This window comes from Corynebacterium sp. S7 (assembly GCF_054401105.1).
The window spans coordinates 1,041,973-1,054,780 of the sequence record NZ_CM136760.1; the positions used below are offsets into that span (position 1 = coordinate 1,041,973).

The following is a 12,808-nucleotide window of genomic DNA, read 5'->3' on the forward strand; positions in this document are numbered from 1 at the left end:
CGAGGGTGGTGTGTGGTTTAGGCGTGAACCGGCTGAGCTGCGCGTCGCTGAGCGATGAGGTGGTCAAGGCTGAAGCGTCCAGCTCCGGCCGCGGTGAGTGCGAGGGCGGCGGCACCAATGGCACCGACCAATTCCCAACCACCATTGGTCACGAACACACCGCTGTCAATATGGACGATGATCGCGGCGCCGAGCATTTCGAGAGCGACGATGATGCCAACCCACCGGGTGGCCAGGCCAACAATGATGAGGATCCCGCCAACGAGTTCGATGATGGCCGCCAATGGAGCGGAAAGACCAGGTAGGGGAGCGCCCATCATGCCGAACGATTCGGTTGTGCCAGCGATCGTCCATTCTGTGAACTTCTGCCAGCCGTGGGCGACGAGAATGATTCCCAGAATGATGCGGGCGATAAGCGCTGAAATATCCTTGGTAATTTGCATTGCCCGAACACTACAGACTTCAAGCAATTGGTGCAAATTTAAACTAAGCCACATTGATCGAGGAGTCCGAATACCCTGGAGACTCTAGTTTGCGTTGATGATGACTTTCATCGCCTTATTTTCTGCAGCATTGTAGAAGGTGTCCCAGGCCTTGCCTAGCTCATCCCAGTTGAAATGATGGGTGGCTAGTTCCTTGATCGGGAGATCAGAATTTTGCACAGTCTTGAGCAACATGCCAATGGTGTTGGTATTGACAATGCCCGTGGTGACCTTGATGTTTTGTGCCCAGAGCTTCTGCAGTTCGAAGTCGACTGGCTTGCCGTAGACACCTACGACGGCCAAGTTGCCACCTTCCTTGAGGTTGTCACAGCAGGTCTTCCAGGTTGGGGCCAGGCCCACTGCTTCAATAGCTACGTCTACGCCACGTCCACCTGTGACCTCAGAGATGAGTTCGTCGACATTGTCCTTAGATGGATTGACGATGTGTGTCGCGCCCATCTGCTTTGCCATTTCGAGGCGGTTGTCATCCATGTCGGACATGATGATGGTGGAAGGGGAGTAGAACTGTGCGGTGAGCAAAGCGCCCATGCCCACGGGGCCAGCGCCCGTAATTAGGACGTCTTTGCCGGGAGATACTTCGCCGTTGAGCACACCGATTTCGTGACCGGTAGGAAGCGCGTCGGACAAGAAGACCGCGACGTCGTCGTCAAGGCCTTCTGGGAGATGGAATAGAGACGTCGATGCGAAAGGCGTGCGGACGTATTCCGCCAGGGTGCCGTCGACCATGTAGCCAAGGATCCAGCTGCCGCCGTTGAGACAGTGGCTGTAGAGCTGCTTCTGGCAGTTTTCGCAGGAGCCACAGCGTGAGACACACGAGATGATCACTTTGTCGCCAGGCTTGAAGTCAGACACCGCGGAGCCGACCTCTTCGACAATTCCGATGCCTTCGTGGCCGATGATGCGGCCATTCCATTCGCCAGTCTTTTCGCGGGCGACCTGTTCGATCTCTGGGTTCTTACCATGGGCGATGCCGAGGTCGGTACCGCAGATCGTGGTTGTGGTGATGCGCACGATGGCATCGGTGGGTTCAAGAATTGTGGGTTTTGGACGTTCTTCGACGCGAAGGTCGTTCTCGCCGTAGTAGGTTAGGGCGGTCATCGTTGCGGACATGAAAACTCCTTGGAAGGGGTAGTGAGTGAATCAAGTCGTACACCTCCTAGCCTAGTTATTGAAAATGGTTTGGCGAGGGTAATAGTTACCACAAATACCGGACCCGACCTGAGGAAATGTTGATCTACATCGAACGATAAGCGTTCGGAATCTACCCGATCACAAAGGAGAACCAGAAGCGCAAGCTAGAGGCACAGGCTACTTGCGCTTCTTCACAATCCGCTTCGAGTGCAAGTCAATGGCTTCTTCGTAGTACTTCACCACTTGCTCGGTAGAGGCACGCCATGACCAGCGCTCAGCCTCCTCGCGTGCGGCTACGCTCATCTGTTTGCGCAGGGCATCGTCGTTAAGCAATCGTGCAATCGGCTCTGCCCACTCGGCATCAGACGCTGCGGGATCGACCAAGAACCCAGTTTTTCCGTCATCGATCACGAAGGGGATGCCACCAGCGTTGGCGCCCACGACGGGCACTCCAGAGGCGAAGGACTCAAGCGCGACGAGGCCGAGTGTCTCTGTCTCGGAAGGGAAACAGAACACGTCGCCAGAGGCAAAGGCCTCGGCAAGCTCGACACCCGACATGTAGCCGGTAAACGTAGTCCATGCTGGGTCAAGAGTTTTCTTCAGCTCGTCGAGCTGCGGGCCAGAGCCCACCATAGCTAGGCGGGCATGCGGAACGAGCTTGCGCAGCTCCACCATGATGCCGGCAAGCCGGTCGAGGCCCTTTTCGCGGCTCATGCGCCCGACATAGACCACAAGTGGAGCATCAGGGTGGCCACTGGTGAGCTTCTCACGCATGGCGCGCGAGTAGCGCTTTGGCGTATATCCAACGGTGTCTACGGATTTTGGCCACAACTTCACATTGCGAATGCCAGCTTCGGTGGCCTTCTCCATCATCGGCCCAGAGGTGACAAGATTGATTTCTGCTTCGTTGTGCAAAGTGCGAATCCACCACGCCGCAGGCTGGCGCAGCCAACCAATCTTGAGAGATTCGGTGTATTCGGGCACGTTTGTATGAAACGATGCCACGAGTGGAATGTTACGACGCCTCGCCGAAAGCACTCCATACGCTGCGAGAGCCACGGGATTGACGGCGTGGACAATATCTGGCTGAAACTCCTCCATCCTGCGCGCGATGGCGGGAGTTGGCAGACCGACGGTGATCTCCGGGTACACGGGTTTGAACGACACGCCTCGCACTCGCTGGATATCGAATCCTGCATAAGTGTCTGGTGGATCGCCTGGGGCGAATAATTGCACTTCGTGGCCCATTTCTGCCAATTGCTCAAGGGTCCCCGTAATGCGGGTGACCACTCCATCAATTTTTGGCAGAAAGACCTCCGTGAACATGGAGATCTTCATCGCCGATTACGCCTTTGCTGCAGCGCTGGACTGGCTTGCTCCGCCTGCAGACTCTGCAGAATCAACGGAAGAAGGAACGCCTTCTGCCTGGTTCTCGGTCCACAGGGAACGTGCTGGAATCTTGGACATATCCGCGCGATCGGCGTATTTACGGGCGATCTCCTCGACCTCGTGCAGCAGACCATTTTCCAGTTTGGTTGGGTTCAGGCCCAGATCAAGGAAGGTGTCGTTGACCACGTGGAGTTCGTTCTCGGCGGACTCCTTGCGTGGGTTGGGCACCATTTCTACCTGTGCACCGGAGATCTCAGCGATGAGGTTGGCAAGATCGCGCACGCGGTGGGTCTCGGTCATCTGGTTGAAGATCTTCACACGCTCGCCAGTAGCAGGTGGGTTCTCCAAGGCAATCTGAACACACTTGACCATGTCGCGGATGTGGATGAACGCGCGGGTCTGGCCACCGGTGCCGTGCACGGTCAGTGGGTAGCCCACAGCGGACTGCATAAGGAAGCGGTTGAGCACGGTGCCGTAATCGCCGTCATAATCGAAGCGGTTGATCAGGCGCTTGTCGCGGGCGGTCTGCTCAGTGTTGGTGCCCCAGATGATGCCTTGGTGCAGGTCGGTGATGCGCAGCTCATCGTTCTTGGCGTAGTACGCGAACAGGTGCTGATCCAACACCTTGGTCATGTGGTAGATCGAACCGGGGTTGGTGGGGTAGAGAATCTGCTGGTCAATCAGGTGCGGCTCGACGGAGTTACCGTTCTCGTCCTCGTCGACCTCGACTTTAATATCAAGGTAGCCCTCAGGAATCTTCATGCCCGCGGTGCCGTAACCGTACACGCCCATGGTGCCCAAGTGAACAACGTGGATGTCTTGGCCGGATTCCACGATTGCCGCCAGCATGTTGTGGGTAGCATTCGTATTGTTATCAACGGTGTAGCGCTTGTTGCGCGAGTTCTTCATGGAGTAAGGTGCCGCGCGCTGCTCTGCGAAGTGAATGACGGCATCCGGCTTGTACTCGTTGAACAATGCCAGCAACGCGTCATAGTCCTTGGCCACGTTGATGTTCTCGAAGCCGATCTCCTTGCCGGAGACTTCCTTCCATGCAGCGATGCGCTCGTCGATGGAACGGATTGGGGTAAGTGATTCCGCACCAAGTTCCTTGTCAATTTCACGACGAGACAGGTTATCAACGATAACCACGTCGTGGCCTAGATCCGACAAGTGGAGGGATGCTGGCCAGCCGCAGAAACCGTCGCCGCCCAAGATTGCGATCTTCACTAAATACTCCAATAAATTTCAGTGGACAGGAAAAAGTGTGCAAGTTGCACGCTGTCTATCCACCCTAGTCTCTCTAGCACGTACCTGCCTGTTTGGCGGGGTTAATTTCAGGTGACATGTACGCAGCTGACGGCATTATCAGTGTGGGCTAGGGCACTCGCTTTTCGACGATTAACCCCACGTTGATCGTTTCCAGCTCGACTTGGTCGGTGTCGGCGGGCAACGCCCGCAGCTCCGCCTGCGTCTGGGGGGTCAGCGGGATGATCCACCCTAGGGTGGGATCCAGTGCCGGTGGGCCCTCGCGTTTGACGGGCACCCAGGTGACGGGGCGTTCGTCGCGAAGCGTCATGCGAAGTGGTTCCTCAGTCTCGCGCGCGAGCCGGAACGCCCTGTCGTCGAGCGTGACTATGACAATGATGTCCTTGGTGTCCGGCGTGATGTGCGCCGTGTGCACGCTGAGCACATCGACTTCGGTGATGGCGACCTCGCTCGGGTAATCAACGAGTTCGGGGTAGTTGTCCGTGCCCAAAAATTCACGGATGCGATCGAGTAAGCCCATGGCGACGAGTCTAATTGCCTTGGGAAAGCCTTAGCGCTTTTTCAGCGAGCTGCGCAGGTGGTTCTGTATCTCCTGGCCTACTGCCTGCATATCAAACTCAGTGGTCAGCTCTGTTTTCGTGGTATTGAAGTGGTAGCGGCGCTGAGTTGCATCGACCTGTTTTGCCGTTGAAGAATTGACCACGTGCGACTGGTTGAAAATGAGCGTGAGTTCCTCGCCATTGCGCTGCACAACGCCTTCGAGCAGCTCCGTTTGTCCAGTGGGCTGGGCGATGACAAACTCCATGGTTGTGCTTGTTATGGGGCGCAAAAATCCCACTTCAGTGTGCATGGGGTTGCCCTCGGGGCCAAAAGTTTTCTGCTCATAGCGCAGGAAAGGCTTATTCGGAAGTGTCGTGAAAATCAGCGTCTCCGAGTAGGAAAAGTCACTGATAGTCGGGTAGTGGCCGGAGCCTTGTCCAACCCATTCGCCGGCAAGGAATGCGAACGGCGCGACGTTGTCGTGGAGTTCCATGGCCTCAAGCTTAGAAGAACTATTGGTACTGTGCGGTGGTGTTCCATCAGAGAAAGTGCATGGTAGCCGGTACCCTTGAGCCCATGAGCGAGAAGGACTCACACGAAGGTGCTGCTTCTGGTGCCACCAGCGCCGACTTCATCGTTCCTGTTGGCGGGAGCAAGGCACACGTCATTTCCCAGGACGAAGACAAAGCAGACCCTTTAGCTCCGGGGAACCGGCTGACCTGGCAGAGCTGGGGGCTTGTGATTCGTCGGACGTGGAATGATTTCTTCTTGAACCAGTTCCTCGATCGAGGAGCGATACTCGCTTTCTTTATGCTCTTGTCTTTTGCACCGACTGTGCTTTCTGCATACTCGATTGCCACACTGGTGTTGGCGCGAAATGAATCGCAGGTCAATTCGCTCGCTGATCAATTGATCAACGATTACGTTCCAAACGAGATCGCCGAACCGGTGCGCCGAGTCTTCGAATCCATTGTGGGTTCCGCAGCCCAAGGCACTGTTGCGTTAATCATTGGTGTCGCCGTTGCGTTGTTCTCGGCATCGGCATACGTGCGAGCATTCGCGCGCTCCTCGAACTCCGTGTACGGCCGCGTTGAGGGCAGGGCATCGATACGTCAATGGCTCACAATGTGGGGGCTAACGTTTGGGCTGGTCATCGGGCTCGTCCTCATGCTTGGCGCGTTCCTACTGCGCGAGGACATCGTGAAGTTTTTCCTCGAGCCGATTGCGCAGCCCCTGGGGTTGACAGGCACACTTGAATTTTTGGTGGAAATTTTCTTGCCCGTGTGGCGCTGGTTGCGGTTTCCCGTCATTGCCGTGATTGCCGTTTTGCTCACGGCGATGCTGTATTACTTTGCACCGAACGTACGCCCTTCACGGTTTCGTTGGTTGACCTTTGGCTCGGTGCTTGCGCTGCTTTCCATCGCAGTGGTGTGGTGGTTGTTCAATTTGTACCTGACCTATTTCGCCGGTGCCAGCGCCTACGGTGCGATCGGTACATTGGTGGCCGGCCTAATTGCCCTGTGGGTGATGAACATTGCGCTCATCGTTGGGGTAAAAATAGATGCCGAGATCTTGCGCGCAAAGGAATTGCAGGTTGGCTACGATTCCGAAAAGACGATCCAGGCACCGCCACGATCGAGTACCGCTTCCGTACAATACGCGAAGACCCAGCAGAGGCTGGAGGCCACGGCTGCCTCTATTAAGGAGCGCCACGCAGCCAAACACGCTGAAGTTGGCACCGAGCAAGAAGAAAATGGAAAATAGCACCATGCAAACCAACGAGAAAACCCTCCAACGCGTCTACGCGATGACATTTTCTTCCATTTATCCGCTGTACGTAGCCAAGGTGGAACGCAAAGGTCGCACCACCGAGGAACTTGACGAGGTGCTGTGCTGGCTCACCGGCCACGATGTTGAGAGTTTGCACTCTGCAGCGAATTCGGAACAAACGTTAGAAGAGTTTTTCGACGAGGCACCTGGTCTGCACCCCAACGTTTCCATGATCACCGGCGTGATCTGCGGGGTGCGCGTGGAAGATATCGAAGAACCCATGATGCAAAAGATCCGCTACATGGACAAGGTCGTCGACGAGCTGGCTAAAGGCAAGAAGCTAGAAAAGATCAAGCGGGTCTAATTAGCTTGCCGGGTCTGAACACGTATCAAGTTGCCTGGTCAGCGCCTCGTGCTCGGCGGGAGCTACCCACAAACCATAGGCGTGCTTGACCTCGATTTGTTTCGCCGCGAACTCGCACCGGTACGGTTTATACGGTGGCAGCCACGTGGCCGCATCACCTGCACTCTTTTGGCGGTTCAGGCTGGACTTCACGGCCACAAGGTTGCGCGGATCGTGGGCGAAGTTGCGCCTGGTGTGCTCGTCCCATTGAAATGCACCGGTTTCCCACGCATTGGACAAGCTCACACGGTGGTCGATCTCAAGCTGGCCGTCGCCTCGGGTGAAATCGATGTACTCGTTGGAATAGGGATCCCGAATCACGCCCCAGGTCACCGTGCACCCATCTGCGGCGTAGTCAAGGTAATCGGCCTGGCGGGCAAGGATGACATTGCGCGTATCGCAGCTCCCATCGACAACGTCGAGGCCTTTGTTATTTGACCACTCGTCCCCGAACAATTCGCGCTGGTAGCCACCGCGCCCCGCCTTGCCCTTGATTTCTAGCTCCGCGAGTTGAGCGCGGGCGGTTGATTCGAGATCGCCAGAAGGCTCGGGTGCAGGCTCCGGCTCGGGTGCAGGCTCCGGCTGCACTTCCAAGACGCTGCCCGGGGGAAGGGGAGCTCCGTCAGGATTTTCAGCCGAGAACTCAGCCGAGAGCACATAAGCCCCGAAACCCAGTGCAACAACAACGCCAATAACCAGCGATCTACGCAATTTTTTCACAGTAGCTTCACCCTAGCTGGCGGCCTCGACACAGCAGAAAACTGCGGAGCATCGTTCACAAACATGTTCGGGAACAAAACATTATATCTGCTGGTACGGCTACGAAATTTAAGCGATGGGACTACGATATGGTGGCATGATCGATGCAACAGACACAGCCCTTGTCATTGAAGGCGGGGGTATGCGCAATTCCTACACCGCTGGTGCCATGGTTCGGCTCATTGAACACGAAGTGCAGTTCGGTTGGGTCGGCGGAGTCTCTGCAGGTTCGTCTCACCTTTCTAGTTATGTCTCCCGCGATGCCCCACGCGCGAAAGCAGCGTTTACAACCTTTGCCTCCCACCCACAGTTCGGCGGGTGGCAGTCCATGATCCGCGGCACGGGGTACTTCAACGCCGAGTTTATTTATGAGAACTCCCAGGAAGCGCTCCCATTCGATTGGGAGACATTCCGCGACAACCCAATTGACGTTCACATTGATGCCACCCGGGCCGACACCGGCGAAACTAGGACATGGACGCGCAAAGATCTCGGCGAGCGCGAAAGCGTCCTTGCCGCGGTGCGCGCCTCGTCGACACTGCCTTTAGTCATGCCCATGCGCGTTATCGATGACGCGCCTTACGTCGACGGTGCCCTCGGCGAGTCCGGCGGCCTACTCATTGATGCGGCTGAGCGCGCCGGGTACTCAAAGTTCCTGGTCATTGCATCGCGGACCCGGGATTATTGGAAGCCCGAGGTATCGCGCCCCGCAGCTTTACGACGACTCTTCCGCAAATACCCAGCCGTTGCAGAAGCTCAGATCACGCGCCCAGCACGCTACAACGCATCGAAGCAGCGCATCCTCGACTTAGAAAAGGAAGGCCAGGCTCAAGTGTTTTTCCCAGATACGATGCCGGTCGAGGTGAGCGAGCGAAGAGTTCCCAAGCTCGAGGCATCATATGAGCTTGGGCTTTCGCAGGTCGACCGCGAGTGGGAGTCGTGGATGCAGTTCCTCCGGCTCGGAAGCTAGAGAACTAGTCGGCCACTAAGGGTTCGATGGTCAGGTTCGGGTGTTCCTTTTCCACGAAGGCCAGCTTCCATTTGTCGCCGAATAGTGCAATGAGTTCGCCGTCGGTGCGGGTGAAAATTTCCACGCCGCGCTGGCGACCAAGCTCGGGCGCCGAGGCTTCGTCGGTACGCCGTGCCACTGTGTAAGGAATCGGTTCGGTAACCGTTTCCACGTTGTACTCGTTTTCCATGCGTGCCTGCATGACCTCGAACTGCATCGGACCAACAGCAGCCATGACCGGTGCTGCGTCGCCACGCAGATCGTTGCGCAGAATCTGTACAACACCTTCGGCGTCCAGTTGCTCGAGCGCCTTGCGGAACTGCTTGTATTTGCCCAGCGATTTCGCGCGCAGCGTGCGGAAATGCTCCGGCGCGAACTGTGGCATCGGTGGGTATTGCACCTTACGACCCTCAAAAATCGTGTCCCCAGGAGCGAGCGACCCCGCGTTCACCAGGCCGATAATGTCGCCAGGGAACGCAGTTTCCACGGTGTCACGGCTGCGGCCAAACACGGTCAGCGCGTACTTCGTCGAAAAGCTGCGCTCTGATTGAGCATGTGTGACCTGCATGCCGCGATCAAACTCGCCTGAGACCACGCGCATGAAGGCGAGGGTATCGCGGTGATTCTTGTCCATACCGGCCTGGACCTTAAACACGATGCCGGAGAAGTCGTCGTCGAGGTTGCGGTATTCGTCCATGGCACTTGTCGACGACGCCACTGCCTTCGGATCCGACGCGCGACCGGCAGGTGCAGGTGCGATTTCGCACAGGGTGTCCAGGATCTGGTGCACGCCAAAGTTGAGCATTGCGGAGGCGAAGATCAGGGGAGAGGTCACGCACTGCTCGAAGAGCTCTTGATTGTGAACGGCACCGTCGGCGGCTAGCAGCTCGGCCTCCATAACGGCGGTCTCCCAGGCCTCGCCCTCTTTTTCTTCGGCCTCAGCGGGGGTGTAATCCTCCTCGGGCGCGATGGTGGAGCCACCGGCGGTGCGGGTGAAGTGAGTGTAGTTGTCTACTTCGCCCTCGTCGTTGACGTGAGCGAGGCCACGGAAATCGCCTGCTTCGCCGACAGGCCAGTAGAGAGGGGTGGGCTGGAGATCGATTTCGGTGACGATTTCATCGACAAGCTCGAGGGGTTCGCGACCAATACGGTCCCACTTGTTAATTACGGTCACAATGGGAAGACCACGTGCTTTACAGACCCGGAAGAGCTTCAGGGTCTGTGGCTCGAGACCCTTGGAAGCATCGATCAGCATGACGGCTGCGTCCACCGCGGAGAGCACGCGGTAGGTATCTTCCGAGAAGTCGGAGTGGCCCGGTGTATCAACGAGGTTGATTACGTAGGGCTCCCCGTCATAATCATCGGGCTTGTACTCGAACTGCAGTGCCGAAGAGGCGATGGAAATACCGCGGTCTTTTTCCATGTCCATCCAGTCAGACACGGTGGACTTACGATTGCCCTTGCCGTGGACTGCGCCCGCTTCGGAAATAACGTGTGCATGCAGCGCCAATGCCTCGGTCAGGGTCGACTTACCTGCGTCGGGGTGTGCAATAACTGCGAATGTGCGGCGGCGTGCTGCTTCCGTAAGCGTACTCATGGGGATTAAGAGTAGTCGGTGCCCCCGCAAAACACCGAGACGGCCCAACTGTGGGGACGCTGTTAGAACTGTGAAGTTCGTGAAAGTTTTCCTGCGAAGCGCACTTTGAATTGCGCATCCTTGAATAATCATTACAATGTTAAAGGAAAGATGACTTGTCAACAAAGAAGGATTTTAGAATGACCAAGATTGGTATTTTCGTCGGTTCCATCCGCGAAGGACGCTCCGCAGACGCTGTTAAGCAGTGGGTTGCAGACGCAGCTGAGAAGCGCGAAGGCGCAGAATACGTCATGCTCGACCTGAAGGAATTCAACGTTCCACTGCTCGAGTCCGAAACCGTTCCAGGTGCAGCAAACAAGCAGTACGACAACGAGAACGTGACCCGTTGGTCCCAGGCCGTCGATGCTTGTGACGCATACGTATTTATCACCCCTGAGTACAACCACTCCGTACCGGGCCCAATGAAGAACGCTTTCGACTCCCTCGGTTCCGAGTGGGCAGGCAAGCCAGTCGCATTCGTCGGCTACGGTGCTTCGGGTGGCGTTCGTGCGGTTGAGCACTGGCGCGCAATCGTTGCTAACTTCGCTATGGTTGACCTGCGTAACACCATCGAGCTCTCCCTGTTCACCGAGTTCGGTCCAGAAGGCCTGCAGCCAGCAGAGCGCAAGGGCGGCGAGCTGGAGAACCTCCTCAACGAGCTGGAGCAGACCGCCGAGGCAATTGCTCGCGCTAACCAGTAGTTTTTAGCTAGTTTTTAGCACAGCTTCAATCCGTATCTTCCATCTGGGAGATACGGATTTTTGTTTCCCTTCTTGTTTCTCGCAGCTATTTCTTTCGCGAGTTCACCTTATTTTGCGCCTTGGCAAGGCCCTCCGAAGCAATAAGCGAAGCCGCCTCCGCAGCCCGAGAAATCTGCTCCTCAAATTCAGGGCCACTTCCGGCAGAAGTAAGCACCCACTCGGCGATTGGCTGAGCCGTATCTGGCCTGCCAATCCCGATGCGGACCCGAATATAGTCGCGGGTGCCCAGGTGCTCGCTCAGCGACTTCAAACCATTGTGGCCATTTTCGTTGCCACCGAGTTTGACGCGTACCTCGCCCGGCGGCAGGTCCAATTCGTCGTGAAGCACAATGATGCGCTCGGGTGCGATACCTAGCCTTGATGCAAGCGGGGCGATCCCTTCGCCCGAGACATTCATATACGTTGTCGAGCGTGCGAAGGCGACATTGTCACTCAGGGCAACCTGTGCCTTGATTCCCGGTACCGGTTCCAGGCGCACGCCATTTTTGCTAAGCTGCAGGTCAACGGCCATGTAGCCCACGTTGTGCCTGGTAGTTTCATATTTCGCCCCGGGATTGCCCAACCCCACAATTAGCCATTCGGCATGAGCGCCGTCAAGCGGGTCGGCGGTAGGAGTGGAAGGTGCGGAGCGAAACAAGTGGCGAAGAAAATTGAACACACGACAATTCTTCCACACCTATGATGGCCCCATGGATTTCGTACTCCCGCCCGTAATTGTGGCGCCTATGGCAGGCGGGCCTTCGACACCTGAGCTGGTCAATGCCGTTTCCTTCGGGTTCCTGGCGCTGGGCACCTGCAGTGTCGACGACGCCCGCGCACAACTGGCCAAGGCCACCGGGGACTTTGGCATCAACCTCTTTAGCGCGCAGACAGAACAGCCCGCGCCCGGAGATGTCGCTGCCGTTGCCACCGAGTTAGGCGTTGAGGTACCGGCAGTGGATCTCACCTGCGGGTACCCAGCGAAGTTCGCAGCTGTGCTCGAGGCCATCGATGCAGGGACCGGCCCACGAGTGGTCTCGATCATGTTCGGCTGCTTTTCTTCAAGCGATATTGCAGCGCTGCATTCCCGCGGTGTGGAGGCGTGGGTCAACGTCACCACGCCCGAGGACGCGGTGGCAGCCACTCAGCTCGGAGCCGACAAGCTGGTTGTCCAGGGGCCGAATGCAGGCGGACACCGTGGCACGTGGAGCATCACCGCGCAGCCAGATAGTCGCAGCCTGCCCGACCTAGTAGCCGCAGTTCGGAAGGTGACAGAGCTGCCGCTGATCGCCGCAGGTGGGGTGCGCACATCAAGCGAGGTAGCGGGGCTTGTGGGGCTCGGTGCCGCCTCGGTCATGTGTGGTTCCGCATTTTTGCTTGCCGACGAGGCCGGCACCTCGCAGTTCAACCGGGAATTGTTGGCGGCTGGTGGATCGTCGATAAGCACTCGTGCCTTCTCTGGCCGCTACGCGCGTGGCCTTGAGACGACCTTTACCAGCCGGCATCCGGACATGCCCGCGATCTATCCCTACCTCAATGCGATGCTGAAGCAACGGCGGGAGGAACCGGAATTTGCTTACTGTCTGGTGGGGGAGCCTGCCACGGGGATTCTGGCAGCACCGGCGCGGGAAATTGAGAGGCGATTGCTACCGCACTGACGGT

General features: G+C 57.2%; 14 protein-coding genes. 5 read left to right on the plus strand and 9 right to left on the minus strand.

All coding sequences use genetic code 11. The features are described from left to right. Nucleotides 1–17: 17 nt before the first annotated feature. From ACXZ66_RS05060 to ACXZ66_RS05085, 6 genes are all read right to left on the minus strand, one after another. A complete protein-coding gene (locus ACXZ66_RS05060; protein ID WP_458750801.1) occupies nt 18–443 on the minus strand; it encodes a DoxX family protein in 426 nt (141 codons plus the stop codon). 84 nt (nt 444–527) lie between these two features. Then, nucleotides 528–1,613 carry a zinc-dependent alcohol dehydrogenase family protein gene (locus ACXZ66_RS05065; RefSeq protein WP_458750802.1) on the minus strand — a complete coding sequence of 362 codons (1,086 nt, stop codon included), beginning with the start codon at nt 1,611–1,613 and terminating at the stop codon, nt 528–530. A 198-nt stretch (nt 1,614–1,811) separates the two neighbouring features. Further along, the gene (locus tag ACXZ66_RS05070) at nt 1,812–2,972 is read right to left on the minus strand and encodes a glycosyltransferase family 4 protein (RefSeq protein WP_458750803.1); all 1,161 of its coding nucleotides are present in this window, start codon (nt 2,970–2,972) and stop codon (nt 1,812–1,814) included. Nucleotides 2,973–2,978: 6 nt separating this feature from the next. Next, a complete protein-coding gene (locus ACXZ66_RS05075) occupies nt 2,979–4,250 on the minus strand; it encodes an NAD-dependent epimerase/dehydratase family protein (RefSeq protein WP_458750804.1) in 1,272 nt (423 codons plus the stop codon). A gap of 148 nt (nt 4,251–4,398) precedes the next feature. Further along, nucleotides 4,399–4,809 (minus strand): hypothetical protein, encoded by a 411-nt coding sequence (locus tag ACXZ66_RS05080; RefSeq protein WP_458750805.1) that lies wholly within the window; start codon nt 4,807–4,809, stop codon nt 4,399–4,401. 30 nt (nt 4,810–4,839) lie between these two features. Beyond that, nucleotides 4,840–5,322, minus strand: coding sequence for a heme-binding beta-barrel domain-containing protein (locus tag ACXZ66_RS05085; RefSeq protein ID WP_458750806.1), 483 nt, complete (start codon nt 5,320–5,322; stop codon nt 4,840–4,842). A gap of 83 nt (nt 5,323–5,405) precedes the next feature. On the opposite strand from ACXZ66_RS05085, the gene ACXZ66_RS05090 reads away from it, so the two are divergent. Continuing rightward, nucleotides 5,406–6,593 (plus strand): YihY/virulence factor BrkB family protein, encoded by a 1,188-nt coding sequence (locus tag ACXZ66_RS05090; RefSeq protein ID WP_458750807.1) that lies wholly within the window; start codon nt 5,406–5,408, stop codon nt 6,591–6,593. Then, nucleotides 6,583–6,963, plus strand: coding sequence for a DUF2200 domain-containing protein (locus ACXZ66_RS05095; protein WP_458750808.1), 381 nt, complete (start codon nt 6,583–6,585; stop codon nt 6,961–6,963). Before ACXZ66_RS05090 ends, ACXZ66_RS05095 begins: the two co-directional genes overlap by 11 nt. Here the strand turns inward: ACXZ66_RS05095 and ACXZ66_RS05100 are convergent, their stop codons facing one another. Then, nucleotides 6,964–7,722 (minus strand): HNH endonuclease family protein, encoded by a 759-nt coding sequence (locus tag ACXZ66_RS05100; protein ID WP_458750809.1) that lies wholly within the window; start codon nt 7,720–7,722, stop codon nt 6,964–6,966. A 136-nt stretch (nt 7,723–7,858) separates the two neighbouring features. Here ACXZ66_RS05100 and ACXZ66_RS05105 point away from each other — a divergent pair, with 136 nt between their 5' ends. Next, nucleotides 7,859–8,731 (plus strand): patatin-like phospholipase family protein, encoded by an 873-nt coding sequence (locus ACXZ66_RS05105; protein ID WP_458750810.1) that lies wholly within the window; start codon nt 7,859–7,861, stop codon nt 8,729–8,731. Nucleotides 8,732–8,735: 4 nt separating this feature from the next. Here the strand turns inward: ACXZ66_RS05105 and ACXZ66_RS05110 are convergent, their stop codons facing one another. Then, a complete protein-coding gene (locus tag ACXZ66_RS05110; protein ID WP_458750811.1) occupies nt 8,736–10,367 on the minus strand; it encodes a peptide chain release factor 3 in 1,632 nt (543 codons plus the stop codon). A gap of 179 nt (nt 10,368–10,546) precedes the next feature. Between ACXZ66_RS05110 and ACXZ66_RS05115 the strand changes: the two genes are divergently transcribed. Next, the gene (locus ACXZ66_RS05115) at nt 10,547–11,107 is read left to right on the plus strand and encodes an NADPH-dependent FMN reductase (RefSeq protein ID WP_458750812.1); all 561 of its coding nucleotides are present in this window, start codon (nt 10,547–10,549) and stop codon (nt 11,105–11,107) included. 85 nt (nt 11,108–11,192) lie between these two features. Here the strand turns inward: ACXZ66_RS05115 and pth are convergent, their stop codons facing one another. Next, nucleotides 11,193–11,825 carry an aminoacyl-tRNA hydrolase gene (gene pth / locus ACXZ66_RS05120; protein WP_458750813.1) on the minus strand — a complete coding sequence of 211 codons (633 nt, stop codon included), beginning with the start codon at nt 11,823–11,825 and terminating at the stop codon, nt 11,193–11,195. A 31-nt stretch (nt 11,826–11,856) separates the two neighbouring features. Between pth and ACXZ66_RS05125 the strand changes: the two genes are divergently transcribed. Beyond that, on the plus strand, nt 11,857–12,804 hold the full coding sequence (locus ACXZ66_RS05125) for a nitronate monooxygenase (RefSeq protein ID WP_458750814.1): 948 nt from the start codon (nt 11,857–11,859) through the stop codon (nt 12,802–12,804). Nucleotides 12,805–12,808: the final 4 nt, after the last annotated feature.

Bases quoted from the DNA above. Each gene is read 5' to 3' on its own strand.
- ACXZ66_RS05065 (WP_458750802.1), bottom strand. From the start codon at position 1,613: ATGTCCGCAACGATGACCGCCCTAACCTACTACGGCGAGAACGACCTT.
- ACXZ66_RS05060 (WP_458750801.1), bottom strand. From the start codon at position 443: ATGCAAATTACCAAGGATATTTCAGCGCTTATCGCCCGCATCATTCTG.
- ACXZ66_RS05095 (WP_458750808.1), top strand. From the start codon at position 6,583: ATGGAAAATAGCACCATGCAAACCAACGAGAAAACCCTCCAACGCGTC.
- ACXZ66_RS05080 (WP_458750805.1), bottom strand. From the start codon at position 4,809: ATGGGCTTACTCGATCGCATCCGTGAATTTTTGGGCACGGACAACTAC.
- ACXZ66_RS05085 (WP_458750806.1), bottom strand. From the start codon at position 5,322: ATGGAACTCCACGACAACGTCGCGCCGTTCGCATTCCTTGCCGGCGAA.
- ACXZ66_RS05105 (WP_458750810.1), top strand. From the start codon at position 7,859: ATGATCGATGCAACAGACACAGCCCTTGTCATTGAAGGCGGGGGTATG.
- ACXZ66_RS05070 (WP_458750803.1), bottom strand. From the start codon at position 2,972: ATGAAGATCTCCATGTTCACGGAGGTCTTTCTGCCAAAAATTGATGGA.
- ACXZ66_RS05090 (WP_458750807.1), top strand. From the start codon at position 5,406: ATGAGCGAGAAGGACTCACACGAAGGTGCTGCTTCTGGTGCCACCAGC.
- ACXZ66_RS05125 (WP_458750814.1), top strand. From the start codon at position 11,857: ATGGATTTCGTACTCCCGCCCGTAATTGTGGCGCCTATGGCAGGCGGG.
- ACXZ66_RS05115 (WP_458750812.1), top strand. From the start codon at position 10,547: ATGACCAAGATTGGTATTTTCGTCGGTTCCATCCGCGAAGGACGCTCC.
- ACXZ66_RS05110 (WP_458750811.1), bottom strand. From the start codon at position 10,367: ATGAGTACGCTTACGGAAGCAGCACGCCGCCGCACATTCGCAGTTATT.